The organism is candidate division WOR-3 bacterium, from assembly GCA_039803545.1.
Lineage (GTDB): Bacteria > Hydrothermota > Hydrothermia > UBA1063 > UBA1063 > UBA1063.
The window spans coordinates 346,416-369,492 of sequence record JBDRYS010000002.1; the positions used below are offsets into that span (position 1 = coordinate 346,416).

The window sequence follows — 23,077 nt, forward strand, 5'->3', positions numbered from 1 at the left end:
ATTATCACTAACAGGATGAAGCTAATGGGAAAGTTTTTAATTCAGGTTGGTCTTCTTTTCCTTTTCCTTGGTTTATTGCTGGTTCTCTTTGAAAATCTTAAGTTCAGGATACCGGGAGATATCATTATTAAGAAACCGAACCTCACCATCTTCATACCCATTGGAACCAGTATAATCCTTTCCCTACTCCTCACGCTACTTTTAAACCTCTTCATCGGGCTTAGAAAGTGAAAAAGATAGATCTCTACTTCGTCAAAAACCTACTTCTCTCCTTCCTTGGGGCACTTTTCGCCCTGACCCTCATTTTACTCGTAAATACCGTTTTTCAACTCATGGACCTTTTGGTTAGAAAAGGTGTACCCTTTCTAACCGTAATGCACCTTATTGCCTATACCCTGCCCTTCATAATGAACATGACTGTCCCTATGTCCTTTCTCGTCGCTGGGCTTCTCACCTTTGGAAGGAGCGCGGGTAATAACGAAATGCTGTGCCTTAGAAGCTCTGGAATAGACTTAAAAGTGATTTTAAGAAAATTGGCCATTGTGTTAGCTATAATTGCCCTTTTAAACCTCATCTTTAACCTGTTTATTCTTCCCGAAACCAATTATCGCCTGAAAAAGACCCTTTACGAAATCAGGTTGAAAAAGCCCGCCATAGAAATTGAACCGGGAATTTTCAACAAAATAGAAAACTACTTAATCTACGCTGCTACAAAGGATGAAAAAACAGGAACGTTGAACGATGTAAAAATACAAGAGATAAAGAAAGATGGAGTGAGATTCATTTCTGCCCGCAAGGGGAAGATACAATCCACTAAAGGCGGAAGCTTAGTTTTAGAGCTCTATGACGGAGAATTTCTCGAAGTTAAAGGAGAAAAGAAGGAACAGTTAAGAAGGGCAAACTTCAAAAAGGATATACTCATTCTCAGAGTCAACAAAGAAAACTTTTACAGGGATGTGGTTTACAGGGCCGACCGAGAGAAGAGCTACCTTTCTCTTCTTAAAGAAATTAAGGAAGCCCAAAAGGAGTTAAACAGTTATCCGAAAGAAGATAAGATCTCTCGGAATTTTGTTAAAAGGCGTATAAATGCCATTTTAGCAGAAATTAATACGAGGTTTGCCCTGCCCTTTGCTGCAATAATCTTCGTATTCTTCGCCTTTCCTATTGCCCTTAAGTACAAATTTACTGGCTACGGCTCTGCCCTCGGTGTCTCCTTTTTCTTCTTCATCCTCTACTACATCTTGCTTCTTGCTGGTCAGGAAATTGCAAGAAGAAGCCTTTTTAACCCGTACATAGCCATCTGGATTCCAAATCTGCTCTTTGCTTTAATGTCCTTCTTTTTTACGAAAAAGGAGCTGGCAAAATGAACCTCTTTTTCCTTCAATTGTTCTGGATGGAAATACCCTTTGAAATTCCAGAAACCCTTATCTACAGGCCTCCCGAACCGGTTTTCACTGAAAGAAAGGAAACTACTGACTTAGAAACATATAAATATTTTAGCCTCTTTCTATCAAGCAGCGTCGTCGAAATTAAATCCCCCTGGGCTAATTTGAAGCGAACTCAACTACCAGCACGGGGACCTTATGACAAACTGGCAGAGACTTGCTTTAAGCTTGATATAGATAGAAAACCCATAAAGCTTCTTGCGGGAGCAAGGGAAAGGGAATACGGTACATGGCTAAGTGTAGAGGACTCTACTGCGGCACTCTTTTGGTGGGAAGCTTTGTTAATTTCTTACAAAATGAAAAACTGGCTGGATTATTTCCCAACGGTCGGGAGAATGAAGTCTTACTCCGCTTCCTTTGCTACAATTGGGTTTAAAATAAAGGACGTTGTAGCGCCTTACTTTGCAATAGAACGCGTTAATAAAAAGCAAAAGGTATATGGCGGCATTACCTGGTTTGCGCCCCTTGGCTCAGTGGGTGTGCAATTCAAGGACAATAGTTTAAACGCCTTATTTTTGAATTTTACCTTCAACAATGCCAAAGGGAAACTGGAGTTTGATGGAAGCGACTACCATTACGGTCTATTTTCAAATTCAGAATACGTTCCTTTCGACACTTCTCTCCTATCGAGAAAGCTTTATAAATCCTCCACCATAGAAGCAGCCTTCGAACTATACCCTTTCCACTTTGGATATGAAAGGCGATATTTTAAAAGGGTTACCATTCAAACCCCATCAAACCTCCTCCCCACCGAGGCCCGGAACTTCACTGAAAACGTTTATAATTTCGGGATAAATACGGAAAACTTTACCCTCTTTTACTCCCACTTTCAAAGTCCTTATTCTGTGGTTAAAGATACGCTTTTTATTGCCCTTTACTTCAGGGAAAAGTACTACGACCTTGCCTTATACTATAACTTAAGGAGCCACCAGGAAGAGTTTAACATGGTCAATGTAGAACTTAAGTTCAAAACCTTCAAAAACTTCAGTCCTTATTTAAAAGTTGTGAATCTCTTTGATGTCCCCGGGAACTATTTACCGGGTATAAAAGCTAAAAGGAGGTATGTAGAAATTGGATGCCAGTTCCAGAGAGAAATTTAAGGCAGGTTACGTTGCCGTTGTAGGCAAACCCAACGTGGGCAAATCCACTTTTCTCAACACAATGATTAAGTTCAAACTCTCTGCCATAAGTCCTAAGCCACAGACGACGAGACACAAAATCCTTGGAATTCTAAACGGAGAAAATTATCAAATCCTCTTCCTCGACACCCCCGGAATCATGGAAAAACCCAGACACGAACTGGATAAGTGGCTTCTAAAAAGAGCCTTTGAAGCCATAGAGGACGCCGACGTGATCGTAATGATGGCAGAACCCGAAAAACCAGACGAAGTGGATATGCAAATTGTCAACAAAATTAGAGAATCAGGAAAGCCAGCCATTCTCCTCATCAATAAAATTGATACCATTGATAAAAAGCTGGTACTTCCCGTTATAGATGCCTATGCAAAGACAGAGACCTTCAAGGAAATTATACCCGTAAGTGTCCTTAAAAACATAAACTTAGATGTTGCCCTTGAGAAGATTGTTGAATTCCTTCCTGAATCACCACCCTTTTACCCTGAGGATGCAGTAACCGATAGGAACGAACGGTTTTTAGTACAAGAGATTATAAGGGAAAAATTGTTCCTCCTTTACGGCGAAGAAATACCCTATTCAGCGGCTGTAGAAATTGAGGAGTTTAGAGAGCAGGACGAGAGTCACGGTGGTAAAGATTACATAAGAGCGGTTATTCATGTTGAAAAGGATAGTCAAAAAAAGATCATCATTGGAAAAAACGGTGAGAAGATTAAAAAACTGGGAACCGTAAGCAGAAAGGAGATTGAGGCCTTCCTCGGACGGCCCGTTTTCTTAGAGCTCTGGGTAAAGGTTAGCGAAAAGTGGAGACAAAAACCGGGATTTATTAAAGAAATAGGGTACTGAGCAAGATAGCTCGAGGAAAAGCCTTCTTCTATATAAGCCTCAACCTTATTAATTTTCAGGTAGATCCGTAAAAATTATGGGATTTTAAAGGGCCAAAAACTTGACTATCCTTGCCCTTTATGTTATAAAGATAAACGCCAAACAAAAAGGAGGTTTTTATGCACCTATTATCTATACTACTCATAGTGGCCCAGATGGGCGGGGCCGAATGCAAGTGTGGTAAAATAGACATATCTGGATACGCCCATATGGTGTACGAGTACACAATGGACGGTACATCCGGAAACTACGGGCTCATGACACTCCCATACGTAAGGGTGAAATTCTCTGGAAAACTCACCGACAAACTCTTCTTCAGAGTGGAACCAGAACTCACTACAGGAAAGATTCGTTACGCCTACGCAGACTTAAAGCACATACCTTATGTCACCCTCAGAATGGGTCTCTTAAAAGTGCCCTTTGGTTATGAATTCCAGCCTTACCCTGTGACCAACGTAACACCTTATTTATCTCAAGCCACAAAACTTTTCACCGACCTTGGTGTAGGTTCAGATGGTGGCGTTATGGCTATTGCGAAACTCCCCTACACCGAGTTAAAGGCAGCCATATTGGAGAACGACCCAACTCTTAACAAAGGCTATGTTGCAAATGTCACAATTAATCCAATAGAAATGATAAGCCTCGGCGGAAGCTATTACGAGGGCCATATTGGTGCATGGTACAAGCTGTATGAAGGATACCTTGCCATCAATAATCCCTTAATTAATATCGAAGGAAACTACATCGCCCGTGAAAAAGAGGGTGATAACTATAAATCCTATGGTTTCTATGTCCAGGCCTATAGAAAATTTGACCTTCCAATGAACGGCCACTACATTTGTCCAGCAGTTAAATACGGAATGTTTGAACCCAATGATACCAATGCCAATGACAAAGCCCAGGAAGTATGGATTGGATTTAATTTCGGCTACTCAAAGTACATCAGGCTGATGACTTATTTCAATGTGAATCTCGAGGAAGGCACATCGGTTGACAACAATAGACTGGTAATGGACCTCCAGTTCAGCTTCTAAGGTCCATATAGTCCGACCTGAGGGGCCCCCTTCGGGGGCCCCTTTTTATTTTCCGAGGTCTAAACTATAATAAAGATGTGAAAAAGCTAGATTACTTTTTGCTCGACCTCGATGGAACATTGATCCTGGGGAAAAAAGTTTTAAGTGGTGCCATTGAATTCCTCGAGGAGCTGAAAAAAAAGAGGAAGAAATTTATCATCCTTACAAACAACTCCTCAAAAAGTAGCACAGCCTACCTGAGATTCCTGAGAAAATTGGGATTTCCAGTTAATCCCGAAAACATCCTTACATCTGGTATGGCAACGGCCATTTTTTTAAAAGAAAGGAAGGTAAAAGAAGCCTACATCGTGGGAACTAAAAGCACCATAAGAGAGTTTGAATCCTTGGGAATTAGGTTTAATCCGCAAAGTAAAAATTTAGTCTTAACCTTTGACACCACCTTAAACTTCAAGAAGTTAGAAAAAGCAACGGAAATCCTGAGAAACAAAGAAGGGGTTTATGTTGCTACCCATCCGGACAACATTTGCCCCATCGAAGAGGGATTCATTCCTGATGTGGGTTCTTTTATTGCGCTCCTAAAGGAGGCTACAGGCAAAGTGCCCGATTTTATACCTGGAAAACCCAGCAAGTACTTTTTTGAAAAGGCAATGGCGCTGCTGCAGGCCGTTCCTGAAGAAACAGCAATAGTAGGAGATAGACTTACAACGGACATTAAGACAGGTAAGGACTTTGGGATAACTTCCATAATGGTCCTTACAGGTGAAACTACGAGGAAGGACCTCGAAAACTCTGAAATAAAACCTGACTTAGTTTTCGAAAACCTTACCGAATTGACCGAATTTTTAAGGAGTAGGCAATGAGAAAAACCGTACTCTTTATAGCCTCATCTGGTAGAAATGTAGGTAAAACCTCTATTTCCATAGGCCTGTTTGACTATTTTAAAAAGCAAAACAAAAAAGTGGCCTTTGTAAAACCCGTGGCCCAGCATTATACCGAATTAGCGGGATTTAAAATATCGAGGGATGTAATCTTACTCAACAAAATATACAAATATCTTGACGATGAGAGGCTGCACCTTGCAAGTCCCTTCGTTATTGAATCCGGCTTTACAAAATCCTACATTCTCGGCGAGGCAAAAAGCCCTAAACCACAAATTAAAAGGGCCTTTGAAAAAATTTTAGAAGAGTTTGATGTTGTCCTTGTAGAAGGAACAGGTCACCCGGGCGTTGGGTCCTGTATAAACCTCTCCAATGCAGTGGTTGCGAGGATGCTCAATGCCAATACCCTCTTGATACTGGAAGGTGGTATAGGCAACACCATTGACAACTACACCCTTGCAAAATCGGTTTTTAAGAGTGCAGGCTGGTCAGTGGATGGGGTGATCATTAACAAAGTGAAGGAAGAAAAGTACGAGGAGATAGACAGAACCCTTAAAAAATTCTTCCGAGGAGAAGACGTTTATTACCTCGGAACAATCCCCTTCGTCCATGAACTTTCCATGCCCTCATTGAGGCTCATTTGCGATACCATTGATGGAAAAATCCTTCAGAGAGAGGATTTGCTCACAGGAAAGGTCAACAACATCTTAATGGCGATTAACGAACCCCACCTTTTCCTTGAAGAGATTGAGAGAAGCAAAGATGAAAACATCATCCTAACCACCGGAGACAGAGAGGATATCCTCATGGCCATTTACGCCATATACAATCAAATGAAAAGTAAAATTAAAGCCCTTATTTTGTCCTCCACGCCGCCCCACGAAAGGATAATGAAATTATATAACGACCTTCCGATACCCGTTATCTACACCCAGAACAACATCTTTAAAACCGCAAGTATGATCTCAGGTATTACCGTAAAAATAGACCCGTATGAAAGTGAGAAAATAAAAACCCTTCAAAACCTCTTTGAAAAATTCATAGACGAATCACAGCTAAAACGCTTTGTAAACCTTGCCACAAGGGATATCGAAAGGCGTGGATTCAAAGAGAGAGTCGGGGCTTTCTTTAGGTTTATAAAAAGCATTTTTAAAGGATGATAATTCCCGAGAAGCTCGGAAAATACAAGATCCTTGAATTTCTTGGTTCGGGCTCCTTTGGCTCCGTTTACTATGCTGAAGATACCCTTTTAAAAAAACCAGTAGCCCTTAAAGTTCAAACCGCAAAGGCGGAGAAAAGCAAAGAATTGATAGAAGAGGCACGGACCCTTTTTGAATTAAACCATGAAAACATTGTAAGATTTTACAACATAGAAATTATAGACGATAAAATCGTTCTTGTGATGGAGCCTGTTAGAGGTCAGACCCTTAGAGATGTAATTGAAAGGCAGGCTCCCTTAAAGGTCGAAGATGCATTGAACATCGTAAAAGAAGTGCTAAAAGCTTTAGATTACGCCCATAACAAGGGCTTTGTCCACGGAGACATAAAGCCAGAAAACATCCTTATAAGCGAGGATGGAAAAATCAAGCTGGCTGACTTTGGACTTGCAAGAATCCTTGGAAGAGGAGAACTCAAACTCGCCATCGTTGGTACCCCTTTCTATATGGCCCCTGAAGCCTGGAAGGGGGAAGTTACCATTTCTTCAGACATTTACAGTCTTGGGTGTATTTTATACGAGCTCCTCACAAAAAGACCACCTTTTTATGCGGAAAGCATCGATAAGTTGAGATATAAGGTCTTTAACGACCGCGTAGAGCGGGTCCCGGGAGTCTCCTTTGAGGTCAATGAACTGGTAAAAAAGATGTTAAGTAGAATCCCTGCCAAAAGGCCTTCCGCCGGTAAAGTCCTCTCTGAGGTAAACAAACTTTTGAAAAATCCCGAAATAGGCTTTTTCACCGTCGAAAGTAGGAAAAAAGAGACCTTTTTTGGAAACCTTACGGAGGAGCAAATAAACTTTGTAAAGGATCCAAAGGACGTGGTCATTCTGAAAGGGATAGTTGGAAGCGGAAAAACGACATCCTTAGCCTATAAGGTTGCCTATGAAATAAAGGTCAAACACGAGGATCCTCAACACTTTCTCTTTTTAACCTTTACTGGAAAAGCGGTAAACCTCTTCAGGGCAACTCTCGAGAAACTATTAGAGGAAGAGAATGTAAAGGACATTACCGCCTGCACCTTTCACCAGTTTGGTCAGATGGTTCTGAGGTACGGAATCGAAAGATTGGGCTTCTCTGAAGACTTCCGTGTGATTACTGACAAAGAGGCCGAGGACATCCTAAAGGCCTTTATTTCTCTTTCTCCACAGGCAAAAACCGTGTTAAGAGAAATTAAATTGGCAAAGGCAAACCTCATCACTCCGGAACAATTGGAGGCCATGGCGGAATCTGAATGGACGAGGGAAGTAGTCCACTTTTATAAAAGGTACCAGGAAGAACTCAGAAGATCCAATTCCCTTGACTACGAAGATTTAATCTTATATGCGGTGGAGTTACTCAAAAAACACCCGGATATTAGAAAGGATGTCCAGGAACGATTTAAGTTCATAGTGATCGATGAGTTCCAGGACGTAAACAAGGCGCTCTTTGATTTGATCCTTCTCCTGAAAGGCCCCAACAACAAACTCTGGGTTGCAGGTGACGAGGCTCAATCTATCTACGGATTCCGTGGCGCATCCCCTGTTTATTTGCGGAGTCTTGAAACTAAGTTTCCAGAAGCCTCAAAACACTTTCTCAGTGTGAATTTTAGAACGGCAAGGAAAATTGTGGAGGCAGGATTGAACCTTCTCAGCCACAGCAGAGAAATTAGCATTGTGCGCACCCTCAACACTTTAGTACAGGAAGAGGGCAACGTTTCCATCTCCTACTTTGAGAATGAAGTAAAGGAGGCGCAATTTGTTGCCGAAAAAATAAACAAGCTTAAAGAGGAAGGGATTGATTACACAGAGATCGCCGTTATTTACCGCACCAACGAATATTCCAGGAGCATAGAGGACGCCTTGAAAAAATACGAGATACCCTATACCATACTGGAGGGAGAGAGTTTTTACGACCTACCGGAAATCAAAGTCGCCCTCGGATTTTTTAACCATTACCTTGGAAACTACTCGGGCCAGAATATTGAGTTCCTTTTGAAACATTTTCTAAAATTCCCCTCGGATCTTGTAACGAAGGTAATCAAAAAATATGAAAAAAGTGGTAGTGTAGATGTCTCGACGGAAAGAGGAGAATTTTCTGTGAAATTAAAGGCATTAAATACCTTTCTCTCAAGACCTAAAAGGCAGGCTAATGGAGAAGAATTACCCCCAAAAGAGCCTCAGGAAATTTTGGAGGATATTATAAACTTTGGGCAAACTCAGGGATGGTTTTCAACAAAATCCATGGAAACTTTGCAGGAATTTTTAATCTCACTACAAGACATGAAATTAAAAGACGTAAGGGATGTCTTCAATTACGTCTCCCTGATGCGGGAGGTTGGCGTATCGGCTACAAGACATTACGGTGTTCTCCTACTTACTGCCCACAAGGCAAAAGGCCTCGAGTTTAATACGGTCTTTATAACCGGCCTCGTCGAAGGCTTCTTCCCCCTTGGTAAAAAAACTTTAAAACGCGAACATTTAGAGGAGGAGAGAAGGCTTCTTTACGTTGCACTCACCAGGGCCCAGAAGAACCTTTTCCTGACTTACCCTTTATACTATAAGAATGAGAAAAAGGAACCGTCGAGATTTATCTTAGAGCTTGTGAAAAGGAGATAGAATGATCCCGTTAAAAGACTTGAATCCTTCCAGGAGATTCCCCATTTTAAATCTCGCATTAATCCTTGCAAATGTGCTTGTTTTCTTCTATGAACTTTCTTTGGGGCGGAACGTAGTACAATTTTTCTACCAATTTGGCTTCGTTCCTTACAACTTCACACTTTACTTAGCAGGCCGGACTGAAACATCCTATATCTTTCCCATCTTCACATCTATGTTCCTTCACGGTGGTTGGGCCCATATTATCGGCAATATGCTTTACCTCTATGTCTTTGGTGACAACGTTGAGGATACTTTCGGGAAAATTGACTATCTTTTGCTTTACATCTTATCAGGGGTGGCTGCGGTTTTCGCCCAGTATTTAATTGCCCCCCTCTCAAAAATTCCAATGATTGGCGCCTCAGGTGCAATTTCTGGGGTACTTGGAGCCTACTTAGTGCTTTTCCCAAGAGCTAAGATCATTTCTTTAGTACCAGACCCCTTCACCTTTGGACTCTTTTTCAGAATCGTACCAATCAACGCCTTCTATTATCTTTTTATATGATTCCTTCTGCAGTTAATGCAAGGTGTGGCTACGCTACCCTTTGCCGGTAAAATTGGAGGTACCGCCTTCTGGGCTCATATCGGCGGTTTCGCCTTTGGTGTGATTTATACCCTTATCTATCTCTCATTCAAGGCTCACCGGCATAAGGAGATATAGAAGTTTAAATTCCGATTGATCCGCGGGACTTATCTTACAAGCCATCTTTGGCCCATAGAAGTTAAATACCACTTCATCGCCAGGAATGTGCCTAATTATTTCGTGTAAGAATTTCACATTAAAGCCGATCCTGAGGTCCTCTCCTTTATATTCTCCGGTAATGTATTCCTTAGCCTTCCCACTCTCAGACAGTCCACTCAAGTAAGATCCTGATGGAGAGAGAGTCCACTCAACAACGGGGCTTCCAGAAGAAACGACTTCCTGGATCCTCTTCAAACTTCCGTCCATTTCTTTAACTGAGGTCCTGAAAACGAAGCCCTCTTCCCTGGGGATCACGTCTCTATACGGAGCGTAGGGCCCTTCAATAACCCTGGTCACGAGCTTAGATCTCTTGAATGTAAAGGAGAACAGACCTTTGTCCTGTGCTAAAAGTACCTCATCTTCATCGGTATTTTCGATAAAATCAAAAACATCCTTACTCAAAATTGCCTCAAGTTTACCGTCACTTGCTTCGATCTTCTTTATGTAAAGCCCAAGCTTGTGGGCATCAGAGGCTACAATCCTCATTTCATCTGAGTCAACCTCAATTAAAATACCGTTGAGGAATGGCCTGGGATCGTCCTTAGCAGCGCAAAAACCGACTAAGGAGTAACCAGTGAGCAGTGCATCGGTACTGACCGCGACACTCTTTTGTTCACTAAACTCCTTCATTCTTGGAAATTCTTCCGGTGGCAAACTTGGAAAGGTATATTCGCTCTTGTCCCATTTAATGGAAGAAACCCTATCTGCATATGAAATTTTAACGACAGGAACATCAAGAGTTGAAAGAATCCTCAAGATTGACCGCCCGGGAACGGTGAAAGCGACGTTTTCCACACTTTCCACAGGGAGGTATCCTCTTATGGAAAAGTCCATATTTGACGCATAAAGAAAGAGTTTGTTGTCCTTTATTTCGAAAAGGATATTGCCTAATATAGGTAGGGTGGCCCTCGAAGGTATCGCCGTTGAAACCTGCTGGATTAACTTCCGCAGATTTTCTTTATCCACAGTAATCTCCATAACTACCTCCTCTTTTTTAAAACATATTTTAAACAAGAAGTAACAATAGTAGTCCCCATCAAATTGTGTAAAATTATAAAACTTACTGCGCTACCAGTAAAAACGCCTGTGGAAAAAGGTGTGGAAAACATCTTAGATTAGTTTGAGTTTCCTGTTGATTTCGTTAAGTAAAACTTCAATTTGTGGATCATCTTTCATCTGTTCAATTTTCTGGATGCTGTGAAGCACGGTAGTGTGGTCCTTTCCTCCGAAGTAGCTGCCTATCGCACTCAACGATAGTCCTATTACGTTTCTCGCTATGTACATTGCTATTTGTCTTGCAAGGACGACCTCCTTTTTTCTGGTTTTTGACTTAAGATCGTAGGGTGTCAGTTTAAATTCCTGGGCTACAACTCTCAAAACTTCCTGCATAGTTACATTTGGTGTCGGTTTTATGAAGTTCGCAAGGAGCTCCTTCGCTTTGTCCAATGTAACGAGGCTTTTTGTAAGTGACATGTAAGCCTTGAGTATTTTTATTGCACCCTCTATAGACCTTACGTTGTCCCTTATATTCTCTGCGATGAAAATAATCACTTCTTCAGAAAGCAGGATTTTTTCTTCTTCAACTTTTCTTTTTGTTATAGCGAGCCTCGTTTCAAAATCTGGCTTTCCTATCTCCGTTACCAGTCCCCACTGGAATCTGGATACAAGCCTCTCCTCTAAAGCATAAATTTGCTGGGGGGACCTGTCCGAGGTCATTACAATCTGTTTCTGCTTTTCGAACAAGTAATTGAAGGTGTGGAAGAGCTCTTCTTGCAAAATGTTTTTGTCCTGCAGAAATTGAATATCATCTATGAGCAAAATATCTACACTTCTGTATTTCTCTCGGAATTCCTTCATCCTTTTTCTCTGCAGTGAATCAATGAGTTCGTTCATAAGGTCCTCACAGCGGATAAGGGCTGCGCGAATCTTGGAGCCTTTAGAATATATAAAGTTCCCGATGGCATTGAGGAGATGGGTCTTCCCAAGGCCAACGCCGCCGTAGATGAAGAGAGGGTTGTATTCCTGTCCGGGGTTTTGTGCCACCCGTGTAGCCGCATGGTAGGCCATTTCATTGGATTTTCCCACTATAAAGCTGTCAAAGGTAAACCTCGGGTTAAGTGGATACTTAGGCGAGAATATCACCCTTTTTGAGGATGGCGCCTCTTCAACGGTATCTTCTATTTCCTTGGCCTTTGGAGTAAAGATTATGTTAAGGTTTTTACCCAGCTCTTTGAGTATATCATTAATAACTTTCCTGTAGTTAGACTCTATCCACTCTATCCAGAAGCTATTGGGTGCCTCAACAATAAGCCTGTCTCCCGTGTAACCAACACCGACGGTTTTAACGAACCAGGTATTAAAGGAACTTTCAGGTAAACGAGTTTTTAATATTTCGAGGATATCAGACCAAATTTCCTTTGCCTTCTCTTCGTTTTCCCTCACAGAAAGTTTCTCCATATGCCACTCCTTTTAACAAATATTCAGAATCTAAGTTTTTGTGGTAGAAATATTTATAAAGTTTTCCACATACAGAGTGTGGATTTTCTGTAGATAACTTTCTAACTCCTTAGAGCTACGCATGTTAAATAAACCCCTGTGTTTCAAGCACCTATAAAAAAATAAACCTTTCATCCTGTTGAGAATATAATGGGCCATTTTCAGATGGTCAAGTTCCTTCTTTTTTCTCACCTTTTGACGTTTTCCAGCGTTTGTAATGTTCTAAGTCGTCCTTTACTGAGGCCAAAACGGATCCAAGTACTGCAAGGTCGTCGAATAAGCCAAAGGGCAGACTAAGGTCTGGAATGAGATCGAGGGGATTTAAAAGGTAAAGGAGGGCAAAAACTATTAAGGCAATAGTTCTCCAGGGAACCACTTTATACTCGTCATTCCAGTAATCTTTTATAAGTGAAATTAAAAGGCTTAAGTCCTCCTTGATTCCCTTTTGGAGTTTCCCCTCCAGTTCTTCTACGCGGTTTTTAATTGCTTCCTCGTTTTTTACAACCTTTTCCACATCTTCTTTTTTAACTTTTTCGCTCCCCTTCTTTATGAAATCTTCAACCATACTAAGCCCCCTTTCCCTTTATCCTTACGAGGATATATAGGATTAGAATAATGTAAAGGATGGAAAAAACAAAAAGCGAAGCGGGATTGTGGGCATTTAAGCTGTCGCCCGGGAGATTACTGAGGCGATGCGAGGAGTCGAGCATAAACCTTGATAAAATAAAGGCGCAATTTCTAAAGGGTATCCAGAGAGGCAGCCCTGTCGCAAGAAAGAAGAGGATGAAAAAGGATTCAAAGATGATAAGGAAGGTCACAGGGATAAGGAAGAGGTTGGAGAAGATGCAGGCTAAGGAAACCTTTCCGAAAAACGTTACTTGAAGAGGGAGAGTAAAGAGCAGGGGGACAAGGACTGACACAAAATAATTTTCGATATTATAGGTCCATTTTTCCTTTGGGATTTTTAATGAGAGTATCTCTGAAAGGGAAAGATAACCCAGAATTGCGAAGTAGGACATCAAAAAGGAAGGGTCCTTAAGCCACTGGGGCTTGAAGAAAATTGATAAGGAGAAGGCAATACCCCAGATGTTCAATGCCATTACCTTTCTCCCAATTATGCTGCTTAAATTTAAGAGTAAAAGAAACCAAAAAGCTCTGAGGCAGGGGGCTAAGGGGCCAAGGGAAAAGGTGTAAAGGCCGCCAAAGACAGAGGCAAAAATCTTAGATATCGTATCATTTCTGAAAATGAACATAAAAAGTGTATTGAATAGCATGAAAAGGAATCCAAGGTGGAGGCCGGATATGGCCAAGAGGTGTGCTACCCCTGCCTTTCTAAAGTTTTCAACGGTCTCTTTACTCATATCTTTCCGATCACCTGTTAAAAGGGCTTTTATGAGCAACCCCTCTTCATAAAGACCGAAAGCCTGCATAAGGTAGAAGTTCAACCGATTGTGGATTTTATCAAAGAAATTCTTACTATCTTCAATAAGTTCAACATAGGTAGGCAAAAGGGTATTAATGTTACTTTTGTATATGCCCTTAATTTCCAAAAGGGTACCCTGTTTGAATCCCGGCATCGAGGTTTTTAGCTCTATCGGAGTGCCGCTCAGTTTCAAGATGCTTTCGTTAAATAACCTGAAGTTACCTGAAATTGTCTTGTTGTCGAGTTCTTTAAGTGTAACCTGTAGTTTTTGCTGGGGAATGCCCCTTAGAAATCCGATGCAGGCGAAAAGGGCAAGAATTAAAAAGTCAATGTTTTTAAGTGTGATGGAAAAAACTAATAAGAAGGCTAAAAGGGCAATAAAGGGAACAAACTTGGAAGATAATAACATCCCCAGCCCCATGGTTATTGCGATGTAAAACCACGGGGCTGAGGATGGCTTTGCCTTATTCAACCTTGATTATTTTATAGGTTTTTGAGTAGTTTCCTTTGTACGAATCCACTTTCAAGATGTAGATACCTGTGGGAATGGATCCTGTCTCAATCGTTACCCTCCCCTCGTAGGGTTTTATCTCCCTGAGGTAAACGATCCTTCCCATTGGGTCGTAAAGTATGGCCTTACCGCCTTCCTCGAAGTTCTTGACCTCTAAGGTTAGGCTGGTTTTTGTGACAGGATTTTTCAAAGTCGCCACAGGTTTTAAGACCTCGTTCACTGGGGTTAAAACTGCACTGTCGGTGGTAAACTTGATAAACCGGCCCGAAGTAATGGTAGCAATAGAAGGGTCGAATTGTTGATTGTAATAGCATTGAAGGCCAGTATTGTGAGAGGGAGACTCAATTCCGATGGTAGCGTCTATGTTTTGCGGCACATATTGATAAACGAAAATTATTTCACCATCCCCTGTCCGGGTTTGGTAGTAGAGAGGGTCTCGCAGAATCACCTCAAAGGTTACAGTTTGTGACAGCCCCCAGATTTCTACATCTTTCCACATAATGGTAAACTGGTGGGCGATAGGATCATGATAATAGTAGATGTCGCCACTGGTGTATGGATCGAGGTCTGTAAAGAATGGTGCAATAAGGGCTGGGGGATTGTTGGGATCGGGAATTGGCCTGTTCTGGTAGGTATTACTTGAGGTCGATCCCATTGCTATCCAACCATTGGTACAAACGGAAACGACGTTGTAATTTGTTCCGTAGTACTTGAAGGTAAAGGGGAGAGTAAGTTGAGTAGTAGCATCGTCTGAATTTGAGATCTGCGAGATGATAGTGCCGATGGAAGAGATGTCTATGAAGGTAAAGGATTCGAATTCCGAGTAGGAACTGTCCATAATATCATAGGCGTAATATCCGTAAGCATCGGGTCCAAGATATACCGATACTGTCCTTTGATTTATCTTCAAAGGCAAGCTGTAAGAGAAGTTCTGGCCATCAGCCTTTACAATAAGGTTTACATTAAAGGTGTAGTCATATGGAAGGTTTGATGAGGTGTTAAAGGTGAGGTAGGTTGGAACGGTTGCATTGGGAGCAATGTTTGATAGAACAATACTATCTTCTACGAAACTCACGTAGGGGTCCTGGAGTTGAGGTTTTATCACCAAGGTTCCAATTGTGTTAGGAGCATTGTTTTTGAAGGTTAAATTGAGCTTCCCCGTTTCCCCTGCATTCACGATGCCATCGCCATTACCGTAATATTCTGAAACGCTATAGGCAATAAGGCTTATGTCTGGAAGCGTCTTTACCACAACAGCATCGAGGTCATATCCACATTTGCGCACTGTATTAGAGCCATCACCGTCGTCTTCAATTTTTAAATATCTGAAGGTATTCCCCCCTGCATAAATAGCTGCGTTTCCATAGTAAATGTTACCTATTTGGCTCCAGGGACCGTAAGGGGAGTTTGAATAGTAGATTTTAAAACCTTCGTTAGGAGTATTATCGTTGCCTTCATAAACATAAATGGTATCTGCCTTTACGCTTCTCCCAAGATCGAATATGGCATAACCACCAACACCCATACTGTAGAATTTCCCATCAGGGTCTCCAAGGGCATAGTGGGTCATAAAGGTATCAGAAGTTAGTACGGTATTGCTTGCATTAATGTAAATAATCTCTGGTTTAAATAAAGAGATTTTTCCGTCGCTTCTCGGCGAGAGATAAACGGTAATCCAGGTAAGGGTATCCTGTTGGACCGTGATTCCGGTTAGCGTTTTAGGTTGATAGCCGGGGGCTTCCACTTTAATTGAGTAGGTCCCGGGTAAAAGGGGCCTTATGAAGTCACCGGTGTTCTGATCTGTCCAGATAGGCCAATCAACGGGAAGGATGGTAATCCTTGCAAGCTTTATGGTGTCTCCCCTTAGGGAGTCTATAACGACACCACCTATGCCCTGGCCCAATTTTCGTACCAAGAAGTTCATCGCTGGTCTATTGGTATTAAAGATGGGAACTATCTGGCTGGTATCAGGAATATAATCATTGGAAAGTTCGATGGTCCAGTCGATGTCACCATTTATCCCATAGGAATAGTCGTTAAGGTCACCTAAGGTTTGATACCAATCGTAACCTTCCGTTACAGGATATCCTGTAATATTTCCGTACTGCTCGGAATAATTTTGAACCATTCCGTTATAACGGTCATCAGCACACCTTACGGGAGTATAATTCCAGATGTAGTTAACATAAATTGCACCGGAATGGAAGGAGAGGCTGAGATTAAAATTTCTCGTCTTTGAAAATTCGTGTACTGCCCTGGATTCGGGCTGGTCATAGGGGGCACTTCCACTGTTATTTTTAATATAGCCGAAGTTCCTGTTAAGGTCAACTCCGTTGGCATTGTACCTTGTTTGACTAACGTATCCGTCAGGGTTGAGGATTGGAATTATGTATATTTCCCGGTTGTTTACCATGTTCCTCACGGTGTCATTTGAAGCATAGTTTTGAAGGAGGTATTTGGCGTAAAGGTAAGAAACCTCAGCACCTATCCATTCGTTACCGTGAATGGCTCCAGCAATCCTAATTTTTGGCTCTTTCTCGTTAGTCCTTGGATTGTCTGAAATTTTAAGACAGAGAATAGGGCGACCTTGTACGCTGAACCCGATGGTGTCCAGTTTCGCGATGTTTGAGTAGGTCGTAGCAAGGTTTGTAAGATCCGCTTTCATCTGGTCGTAGGTGTGGTAAGTTGACTTGCTGTTGTAGTAAAGTTTCTTTTTAAGGGTCAGGTCTTCGATAATTGTGTACGGAATTTTCATTGAGTTCAACTTCTCGATCTCTTCGTCTTCTATGAGAATTGCGACACCCCTTTCCGTTGGTCTTGCGAACTCTGCTGTTTTAAAGTTCTTTTCCAGTTCCCGCCACTCCTCCTTTGTAATTGGTATTTCGACTACCTTTTCTGCCCGGAGGGCAGCGGGGAAAGTGGAGAGTAAGGCGATGATGAGCAGATTCTTTATAATTTTGCCCATTTTACCACTCCTTTTCTATTAATTATAATCCTATTTATTTGGAAATTTTATCCTCGCCCTCTGCGAAAAATTTTTCTACACAAACTACCTGTTGAATGGGATGAGGGCTGCTTTTATCATTAAAGCACTATGAAAGATGTGGTTTCTTGTCATAGTTTATTTGTTTTAAACAAATTTCTGGAGCATGTGCTCCCTTCTATACCTGCTGATTTTGCTTCTGCTTGTGACCTTGGTAGTGTCTTAAAAGAAAAGTTAGAAACTCTTCTGCCCTCTTCTGAAGGTGGCACAATCATACGAGCAATTTCTCTTTGCGACGAAAATAAAAGGGATAACTTCAATTACATTGCCTCCGAAGATGGAGTTATAGTGATTTACGTACCTGTCTCTAACTCAACGAAATTTTTAAGGATTACCGTTGATTGCGATCCATCAAATTTATCTGAACTCTCTATCCTTTCAATTTCTTTAACCCTCGCTTTAAAGGAGCTGATATCGGAGGTAAAGGGTTCGAAAAAATCCGATTATATAGTTGGGATCCCTAACGATGTTGTTTTGAAGATCAAGAGGGCCGCATCTTCAAATTTACCCATTCTTATCCTGGGAGAAACAGGTGTGGGAAAAGAGGTTGTTGCGGAAGTTATCCATAAATGGTCTGGTCGCAAAGGGCCTTTTGTAGTGGTGAATTGTAGTGCGATACCCCACGGCCTCTTTGAAAATGAACTTTTCGGTCACGAACCCAATTCCTTTACGGGTTCCTCCAGAACGGGACTTCAGGGCAAAATTGAACTTGCCGATGGTGGAACTCTTTTTCTTGACGAAATTGGAGAAATTTCACTTTATTCTCAAGCCAAGCTATTACGGGTCATAGAAAGGGGTGAATTCTGGAAGCTGGGTGCTGTGAGACCGACAAAGGTCGACGTTAAATTCATTGCTGCAACCAATAGACCCTTAAGGGAGTTTGTGAATAAAGGAAGGTTTAGAAAGGACCTTTACTACAGGCTTAAAGGGATGGAAATCGTAATCCCACCTTTGAGGGAGAGGAAGGAATTGATTGAAGAGTTGGTGAATGCTTTTCTCAAAGATTTTTCAGGGGGTAGGGTTTATTTTACTGGTGAGGCTATGCGAATTTTAAAAGAACACAACTGGCCTGGTAATGTAAGAGAGCTTAAGTATTTTGTTCAGTACATTGTGGATGAGGTGAAAGAAGGCCCCGTCCCCCTTAATAAAATCAAGTCAGCGCTGAGTCTGGAAAAACCTGTTTGTCCTTACTTGGAGGCAAAGAGGAATTTCGACAGGAATTACATTTTAAGCGCCCTTGAATTTAATGAATGGAATATTACAAAAACGGCACAGCAACTTGGAATGTCGAGACGCTGGCTTCAATTGAAATTAAAGGAACTTAGCCTTAGAGACCCCAATGAATTTACTACAACATAGGTGTCAAAAATCTGAACACTGAACTTTCCTCTATTTAAGCCAATTTTTGCTTATTGCCTTTTTAAACTGTTAAGTTTTTTGACACCTGTCTTTGTCCTTTCTCTTTAAGATCCTCGATTTTACATAGTTTTTCGAAGGTCGGGGTTTTGGCACAAAATTCGCAGTATAAGTTGCAAAAGGGGGGAAACATGGTAAGAAAGCTAACCTTGGTACTCGGGATCCTCATAGCAACGGGCCTTATGGCCCAAACAACCATATTTTCTGATAACATGACAAACTTCCCCACAGGATGGACCACCTACTCAAACTCATCGTACCACAAGTGGACAAAGGTTTCATCCAGGTACAATTCTGCATCATATTCTGCCAAGTGCACTCCTTATGTAACTTACGGCAATAATGTTACAGATTATTTCTACAGAAGCGTTAGTCTTTCTTCTTATTCTTCAGCCACTCTTACTTTTTACTACTGGATGGATACGGAATCGGGTTATGACTTCCTCTATGTTGATTATTACAACGGTTCATCCTGGGTCACTGCCTGGTCAAAGAGCGGCAGTTACAGATACTGGCAGCAGGCGAGTGTTTCCATACCGACCAGTGCAACCCAGATTCGGTTCAGATTTTACTCTGATGGGAGTGTAACAGATACAGGTGTTTATGTTGATGATATAGTTTTGACTGCATCTGGAAGCAATGATGGTGGAACCACTCCAACAACTAAGGAATGGACCATAATGGTCTACATGAATGGTGATAACGACCTCGAAACTTATGCTATTAAAGACTTTAACGAATTGGAATACGGAGGCGGTTCAAACTCCTACAGAAATGTAGTGGTACAGATTGACAGAATCTCAGGCTATGACACATCCAATGGTAACTGGACAACATGCAGAAGGTATTATGTAACCAACGATGCATATAACTCTTCCACCATCGTTTCTACGTTAATTCAGGACATTGGTGAAGTTGATATGGGTAACCCCAATACCCTTGTCTCCTTCGCTCAGTGGGCAATTCAGAATTACCCCGCCAACAAGTACTTCCTCGTTCTTTGGGACCATGGTGATGGCTGGTATAAGAGCGGTGAAGATTCTCCTCTCTTCAAGGGTGTGAGTGTCGATATGTCCTCCTCCAATTCCGAGATTAATGTTTACAACGGCGAACTTGCCAATGCCCTTTCATCTATTAAGAGCTACCTTGGTAGGAACCTTGACATTATTGGTTTCGATGCATGCCTTATGGGTATGATTGAAGTGATGGACGTTTGTAGGAACTATGCTAACTACTTTGTTGGTTCAGAAGAAACTGAGGCAGCAGACGGTTGGTACTATACCGGCTTTCTTAACACAATGAACAGCAATCCGACCATTTCACCTGCTGACCTGGCAAAGGCAGTAGTGAATGCAGCTACAGGCCTTTCCACCCTTGCCTCTATTGATTTGACAAAGGTAGGGACTGTTGTCTCCTATCTCAACACCTTTGCCCAGGAGCTTATAAATGCCAGGAATCAGGGCTATGGAAGTGCAATTTCCACTGCAAGGAGCAACTCTAAGTCTTTCTACATTTCTGATCACATCGACCTTTATATGTTTGCCAACAACATTTACAATAATACTTCACTGCCCTCTACTTTAAGAACAGCGGCCAGTAACGTTATGAGTGCCATTACCAGTGCTCTCTTGAATTACAAGAATGCCTCCTCCTATTCATCTTGCAGAGGCTTCGCAATTTACTATCCTGCCTCTACATCCAGCTACAATACCAATTACAACTACCTGCCCATCGCATCCTCTACCAAGTGGGATGACTTCATTAAGGGTGCCACTTCCGTTTCACCCGAACCTAACAATGATAACGTAGCTGCTGAAGGCAGAATGGGTGCTGTAACCTACTTTGAGGTGGTTTCCAACGTTTCTTCTGGTCCAGTGTACTTCAGATATGCTATCTCTAAGCCCACCAGAGTCTCTCTCAAGGTTTACAACTCCCTTGGCCAGCTCGTGAAGGTTGTAACCTCTGAATATCAAGAGCCCGGTGAATACAATGTGAAGATTGATTCCGGCCTTGAAAGAGGCGGAATCTACTATTACCAGTTCTCCACTGACAGCGAGACAAGATCTGGTAAGTTTATCGTTACAAGGTAATGGCTAAAAGAAATATTAATTCGAGGGCCCCCTTTCGGGGGCCCTTTTTTTGAAATCTAAAGGAGGTTTCCATGAGGTTTGTAAAAATATTTCTACCCTTAGCCTTTGTTTTTCTTTTTGTCTTTTCTTCCTGTCAGAAAGTCGACCTTGAAAATGAGATGGGTGAAGAATCTAAGGCTATAGCTGCTTTTGACAACGGAGAAATCGTTGTAAAACTCCCTGTTACCGTTAAGGATAGCGAGATTTTTGTGGAAAAGAACGAAAAAGGCATTATTAATACAAAATTAATAAATGGTGTCCGCATTTCGCCTTCCTACAAGCTGGTTTTGCCGGCTTCGGCCTATGAAAATTTGAAGAAAGAGGATGACATTGTGATTGGATTGAGGGCAAAGGATTTTGTCGATGGTTATGACTTCTTCTATGTCACCTTTAACGGGAATATAGAATTTCCATGGATTGGCAAGGCTATAAAGAATGAGAAAGAGGATATTGTTTACTTCAAAATAAGCGGTATGCTTCTCAAAGAGTTTTTGAAGGGTCAAAAGTTCGATAAGTTGGTAATTGAGTTTAACCTGGTTAGGAATCCAGATTACCAGAAAAAAGCCTTTGAAAGCAGATTTTATCTGCTGAAATATCAGAATGGGGTATTTACTATGACCCAAAATGTTACCCCTCCTCCCGCAGGACAAAGACCGGTAATTATCATTCATGGCTGGCAACTTCCTTCCTGGAGTGAAGATTATGAATCCTATGTGAGGGGTGTTTCTGAAGAAATAGTGAAATATCTCACTTCTTTAGGTCTTGAGAATAAATATGAGTTTTACGGCTTTGCTTATGATCCGGATTACGATATTTACTACTATTCTGCTCCCGCCCTTGCCCAATATATATCGAGATACTTTGGCTCATCCGATTCCATAATTTTAATCGCCCATTCCATGGGTGGTATAGTGGCAAGGGTTTACAACAAGTATTATCGCAATAAGCCTGTAAAAACTATTATTACACTTGGCACTCCACATCATGGGACACCTTTTGCCAATCTGATCTTTGGTGGTTATGTGGTTCCCTTTGTGGTTCCTATAAACCCCTGGCTGAAGTGGGATAACCTCTACTGGACATGGGCTATGTATGTTCACTTCTATCTTTTCGATGGTAATCCATACCTTGATGCACTGAACTATAATTATCCGAACTGGGCAAGGTTACATGCCTTTTCAGGATATTCAATTTCCTCTTCCCATCCATTCTATTATGTTTCGGGTGATGGTCTTCTAAGGTTTATGGGCTTTGGTGATAACGATGGTCTTATTCCCCTTTCTTCTGGGAGGGCAGACAATTACTCCCCCATCAGATGGTACTTCTATGACACTGACCATTCGGAATTGACCTCAAAATCGACGGTTCTTAATACCATTTACAACATTGTGAAGTAGGTTGATACGCGAATGCTTAGTAGACTGAAGGGGGCAGCATACTGCCCCCTTTTTATTTTGGAAGGCCTTTGTTTTGATTTCTTATGAGTTTTTTCATGTATTTAATTCAGTGAATTTTGAGCGTTGTCATTCTGCCTTTTGAAGTTTTCACACCGTTTACTCAGCCTCGGATGTTTGACTTTTCGACCACACCATACTATAATATTAAAGCTTTCAGATGTTCTTTGAAAACAGGGCAAGAAGGTTGGGTGGTTAGCGAGCAAGTGATCAAATCTTCCTATGGAGGGTTTGATCCTGGCTCAGGGCTAACGCTGGCGGCGTGTCTTAGCCATGCAAGTCGAGCGGGCCTGTGGGGCAACCTGCAGGTCAGCGGCGGACGGCGGAGTAACACGTAGCTAACCTACCCCCTGGACGGGGATAACCACCCGAAAGGGTGGCTAATACCCGATGGAGTCCCTATCTGAGATGGTAGGGATGAAAGGTGGGCCTCTGCGTAAGCAAGCTCATGCCAGGGGAGGGGGCTGCGGCCTATCAGGTAGTTGGTGGGGTAAAGGCCCACCAAGCCTATGACGGGTAGCCGGCCTGAGAGGGTGACCGGCCCGAGGGACACTGAGACACGGGTCCCACTCCTACGGGAGGCAGCAGGCTAGAAAATTGGGCAATGGGGGAAACCCTGACCCAGTGACGCCGCGTG

General features: G+C 42.0%; 17 protein-coding genes and 1 rRNA gene. 13 read left to right on the forward strand and 5 right to left on the reverse strand.

What is annotated here, in order from left to right; translation table 11 throughout:
* The first annotated feature begins 24 nt into the window (after positions 1–24).
* The 9 genes from ABIM45_06690 (at position 25) to ABIM45_06730 (ending at position 9,731) form a co-directional block, all read left to right on the forward strand.
* Positions 25–231, forward strand: coding sequence for a DUF2905 family protein (locus ABIM45_06690; GenBank protein ID MEO0239590.1), 207 nt, complete (start codon positions 25–27; stop codon positions 229–231).
* Positions 228–1,367, forward strand: coding sequence for an LptF/LptG family permease (locus ABIM45_06695; GenBank protein MEO0239591.1), 1,140 nt, complete (start codon positions 228–230; stop codon positions 1,365–1,367). Before ABIM45_06690 ends, ABIM45_06695 begins: the two co-directional genes overlap by 4 nt.
* Entirely contained in the window at positions 1,364–2,545 is a 1,182-nt protein-coding gene (locus ABIM45_06700; GenBank protein ID MEO0239592.1) for a hypothetical protein, read from the forward strand. Before ABIM45_06695 ends, ABIM45_06700 begins: the two co-directional genes overlap by 4 nt.
* The gene (era, locus tag ABIM45_06705) at positions 2,517–3,425 is read left to right on the forward strand and encodes a GTPase Era (protein ID MEO0239593.1); all 909 of its coding nucleotides are present in this window, start codon (positions 2,517–2,519) and stop codon (positions 3,423–3,425) included. Before ABIM45_06700 ends, era begins: the two co-directional genes overlap by 29 nt.
* Positions 3,426–3,583: 158 nt before the next feature.
* On the forward strand, positions 3,584–4,498 hold the full coding sequence (locus ABIM45_06710) for a hypothetical protein (protein ID MEO0239594.1): 915 nt from the start codon (positions 3,584–3,586) through the stop codon (positions 4,496–4,498).
* A gap of 77 nt (positions 4,499–4,575) precedes the next feature.
* Positions 4,576–5,358, forward strand: coding sequence for an HAD-IIA family hydrolase (locus ABIM45_06715; protein ID MEO0239595.1), 783 nt, complete (start codon positions 4,576–4,578; stop codon positions 5,356–5,358).
* Positions 5,355–6,536 carry an AAA family ATPase gene (locus ABIM45_06720; protein ID MEO0239596.1) on the forward strand — a complete coding sequence of 394 codons (1,182 nt, stop codon included), beginning with the start codon at positions 5,355–5,357 and terminating at the stop codon, positions 6,534–6,536. The genes ABIM45_06715 and ABIM45_06720 overlap by 4 nt, the downstream gene beginning before the upstream one ends.
* Positions 6,533–9,187 carry a UvrD-helicase domain-containing protein gene (locus ABIM45_06725; GenBank protein MEO0239597.1) on the forward strand — a complete coding sequence of 885 codons (2,655 nt, stop codon included), beginning with the start codon at positions 6,533–6,535 and terminating at the stop codon, positions 9,185–9,187. The genes ABIM45_06720 and ABIM45_06725 overlap by 4 nt, the downstream gene beginning before the upstream one ends.
* Before the next feature lies 1 nt (position 9,188).
* Positions 9,189–9,731: a rhomboid family intramembrane serine protease gene (locus tag ABIM45_06730; GenBank protein ID MEO0239598.1), complete on the forward strand. Its 543-nt coding sequence runs from the start codon at positions 9,189–9,191 to the stop codon at positions 9,729–9,731.
* A 123-nt stretch (positions 9,732–9,854) separates the two neighbouring features.
* Here ABIM45_06730 and dnaN read toward each other — a convergent pair whose 3' ends face one another.
* The 5 genes from dnaN to ABIM45_06755 form a co-directional block, all read right to left on the reverse strand.
* Complete coding sequence (dnaN, locus tag ABIM45_06735) at positions 9,855–10,946, reverse strand: DNA polymerase III subunit beta (GenBank protein ID MEO0239599.1); 1,092 nt, start codon at positions 10,944–10,946, stop codon at positions 9,855–9,857.
* A gap of 132 nt (positions 10,947–11,078) precedes the next feature.
* The gene (gene dnaA, locus ABIM45_06740; GenBank protein ID MEO0239600.1) at positions 11,079–12,425 is read right to left on the reverse strand and encodes a chromosomal replication initiator protein DnaA; all 1,347 of its coding nucleotides are present in this window, start codon (positions 12,423–12,425) and stop codon (positions 11,079–11,081) included.
* A gap of 208 nt (positions 12,426–12,633) precedes the next feature.
* On the reverse strand, positions 12,634–13,029 hold the full coding sequence (locus tag ABIM45_06745; GenBank protein ID MEO0239601.1) for a DUF1232 domain-containing protein: 396 nt from the start codon (positions 13,027–13,029) through the stop codon (positions 12,634–12,636).
* A gap of 1 nt (position 13,030) precedes the next feature.
* The gene (locus tag ABIM45_06750; protein ID MEO0239602.1) at positions 13,031–14,359 is read right to left on the reverse strand and encodes a ComEC/Rec2 family competence protein; all 1,329 of its coding nucleotides are present in this window, start codon (positions 14,357–14,359) and stop codon (positions 13,031–13,033) included.
* Positions 14,352–17,363, reverse strand: a complete 3,012-nt coding sequence (locus ABIM45_06755; GenBank protein MEO0239603.1) for a M14 family zinc carboxypeptidase — start codon at positions 17,361–17,363, stop codon at positions 14,352–14,354. Before ABIM45_06755 ends, ABIM45_06750 begins: the two co-directional genes overlap by 8 nt.
* Positions 17,364–17,492: 129 nt before the next feature.
* Between ABIM45_06755 and ABIM45_06760 the strand changes: the two genes are divergently transcribed.
* From ABIM45_06760 to ABIM45_06775, 4 genes are all read left to right on the forward strand, one after another.
* Positions 17,493–18,800, forward strand: coding sequence for a sigma-54 dependent transcriptional regulator (locus ABIM45_06760; GenBank protein MEO0239604.1), 1,308 nt, complete (start codon positions 17,493–17,495; stop codon positions 18,798–18,800).
* A 188-nt stretch (positions 18,801–18,988) separates the two neighbouring features.
* Positions 18,989–20,947, forward strand: a complete 1,959-nt coding sequence (locus ABIM45_06765) for a clostripain-related cysteine peptidase (protein MEO0239605.1) — start codon at positions 18,989–18,991, stop codon at positions 20,945–20,947.
* Between the two features lie 71 nt (positions 20,948–21,018).
* Positions 21,019–22,383 (forward strand): hypothetical protein, encoded by a 1,365-nt coding sequence (locus tag ABIM45_06770; GenBank protein MEO0239606.1) that lies wholly within the window; start codon positions 21,019–21,021, stop codon positions 22,381–22,383.
* Between the two features lie 276 nt (positions 22,384–22,659).
* Positions 22,660–23,077 (forward strand): 16S ribosomal RNA (locus ABIM45_06775); the annotation flags it as partial.

What these genes read in the sequence shown, in the direction of transcription:
- ABIM45_06690 (MEO0239590.1), top strand. Translation starts at nt 25, where the DNA reads ATGGGAAAGTTTTTAATTCAGGTTGGTCTTCTTTTCCTTTTCCTTGGT.
- ABIM45_06700 (MEO0239592.1), top strand. Translation starts at nt 1,364, where the DNA reads ATGAACCTCTTTTTCCTTCAATTGTTCTGGATGGAAATACCCTTTGAA.
- ABIM45_06710 (MEO0239594.1), top strand. Translation starts at nt 3,584, where the DNA reads ATGCACCTATTATCTATACTACTCATAGTGGCCCAGATGGGCGGGGCC.
- ABIM45_06720 (MEO0239596.1), top strand. Translation starts at nt 5,355, where the DNA reads ATGAGAAAAACCGTACTCTTTATAGCCTCATCTGGTAGAAATGTAGGT.
- ABIM45_06725 (MEO0239597.1), top strand. Translation starts at nt 6,533, where the DNA reads ATGATAATTCCCGAGAAGCTCGGAAAATACAAGATCCTTGAATTTCTT.
- ABIM45_06730 (MEO0239598.1), top strand. Translation starts at nt 9,189, where the DNA reads ATGATCCCGTTAAAAGACTTGAATCCTTCCAGGAGATTCCCCATTTTA.
- dnaN (MEO0239599.1), bottom strand. Translation starts at nt 10,946, where the DNA reads ATGGAGATTACTGTGGATAAAGAAAATCTGCGGAAGTTAATCCAGCAG.
- dnaA (MEO0239600.1), bottom strand. Translation starts at nt 12,425, where the DNA reads ATGGAGAAACTTTCTGTGAGGGAAAACGAAGAGAAGGCAAAGGAAATT.
- ABIM45_06745 (MEO0239601.1), bottom strand. Translation starts at nt 13,029, where the DNA reads ATGGTTGAAGATTTCATAAAGAAGGGGAGCGAAAAAGTTAAAAAAGAA.
- ABIM45_06755 (MEO0239603.1), bottom strand. Translation starts at nt 17,363, where the DNA reads ATGGGCAAAATTATAAAGAATCTGCTCATCATCGCCTTACTCTCCACT.
- ABIM45_06760 (MEO0239604.1), top strand. Translation starts at nt 17,493, where the DNA reads ATGAAAGATGTGGTTTCTTGTCATAGTTTATTTGTTTTAAACAAATTT.
- ABIM45_06765 (MEO0239605.1), top strand. Translation starts at nt 18,989, where the DNA reads ATGGTAAGAAAGCTAACCTTGGTACTCGGGATCCTCATAGCAACGGGC.
- ABIM45_06770 (MEO0239606.1), top strand. Translation starts at nt 21,019, where the DNA reads ATGAGGTTTGTAAAAATATTTCTACCCTTAGCCTTTGTTTTTCTTTTT.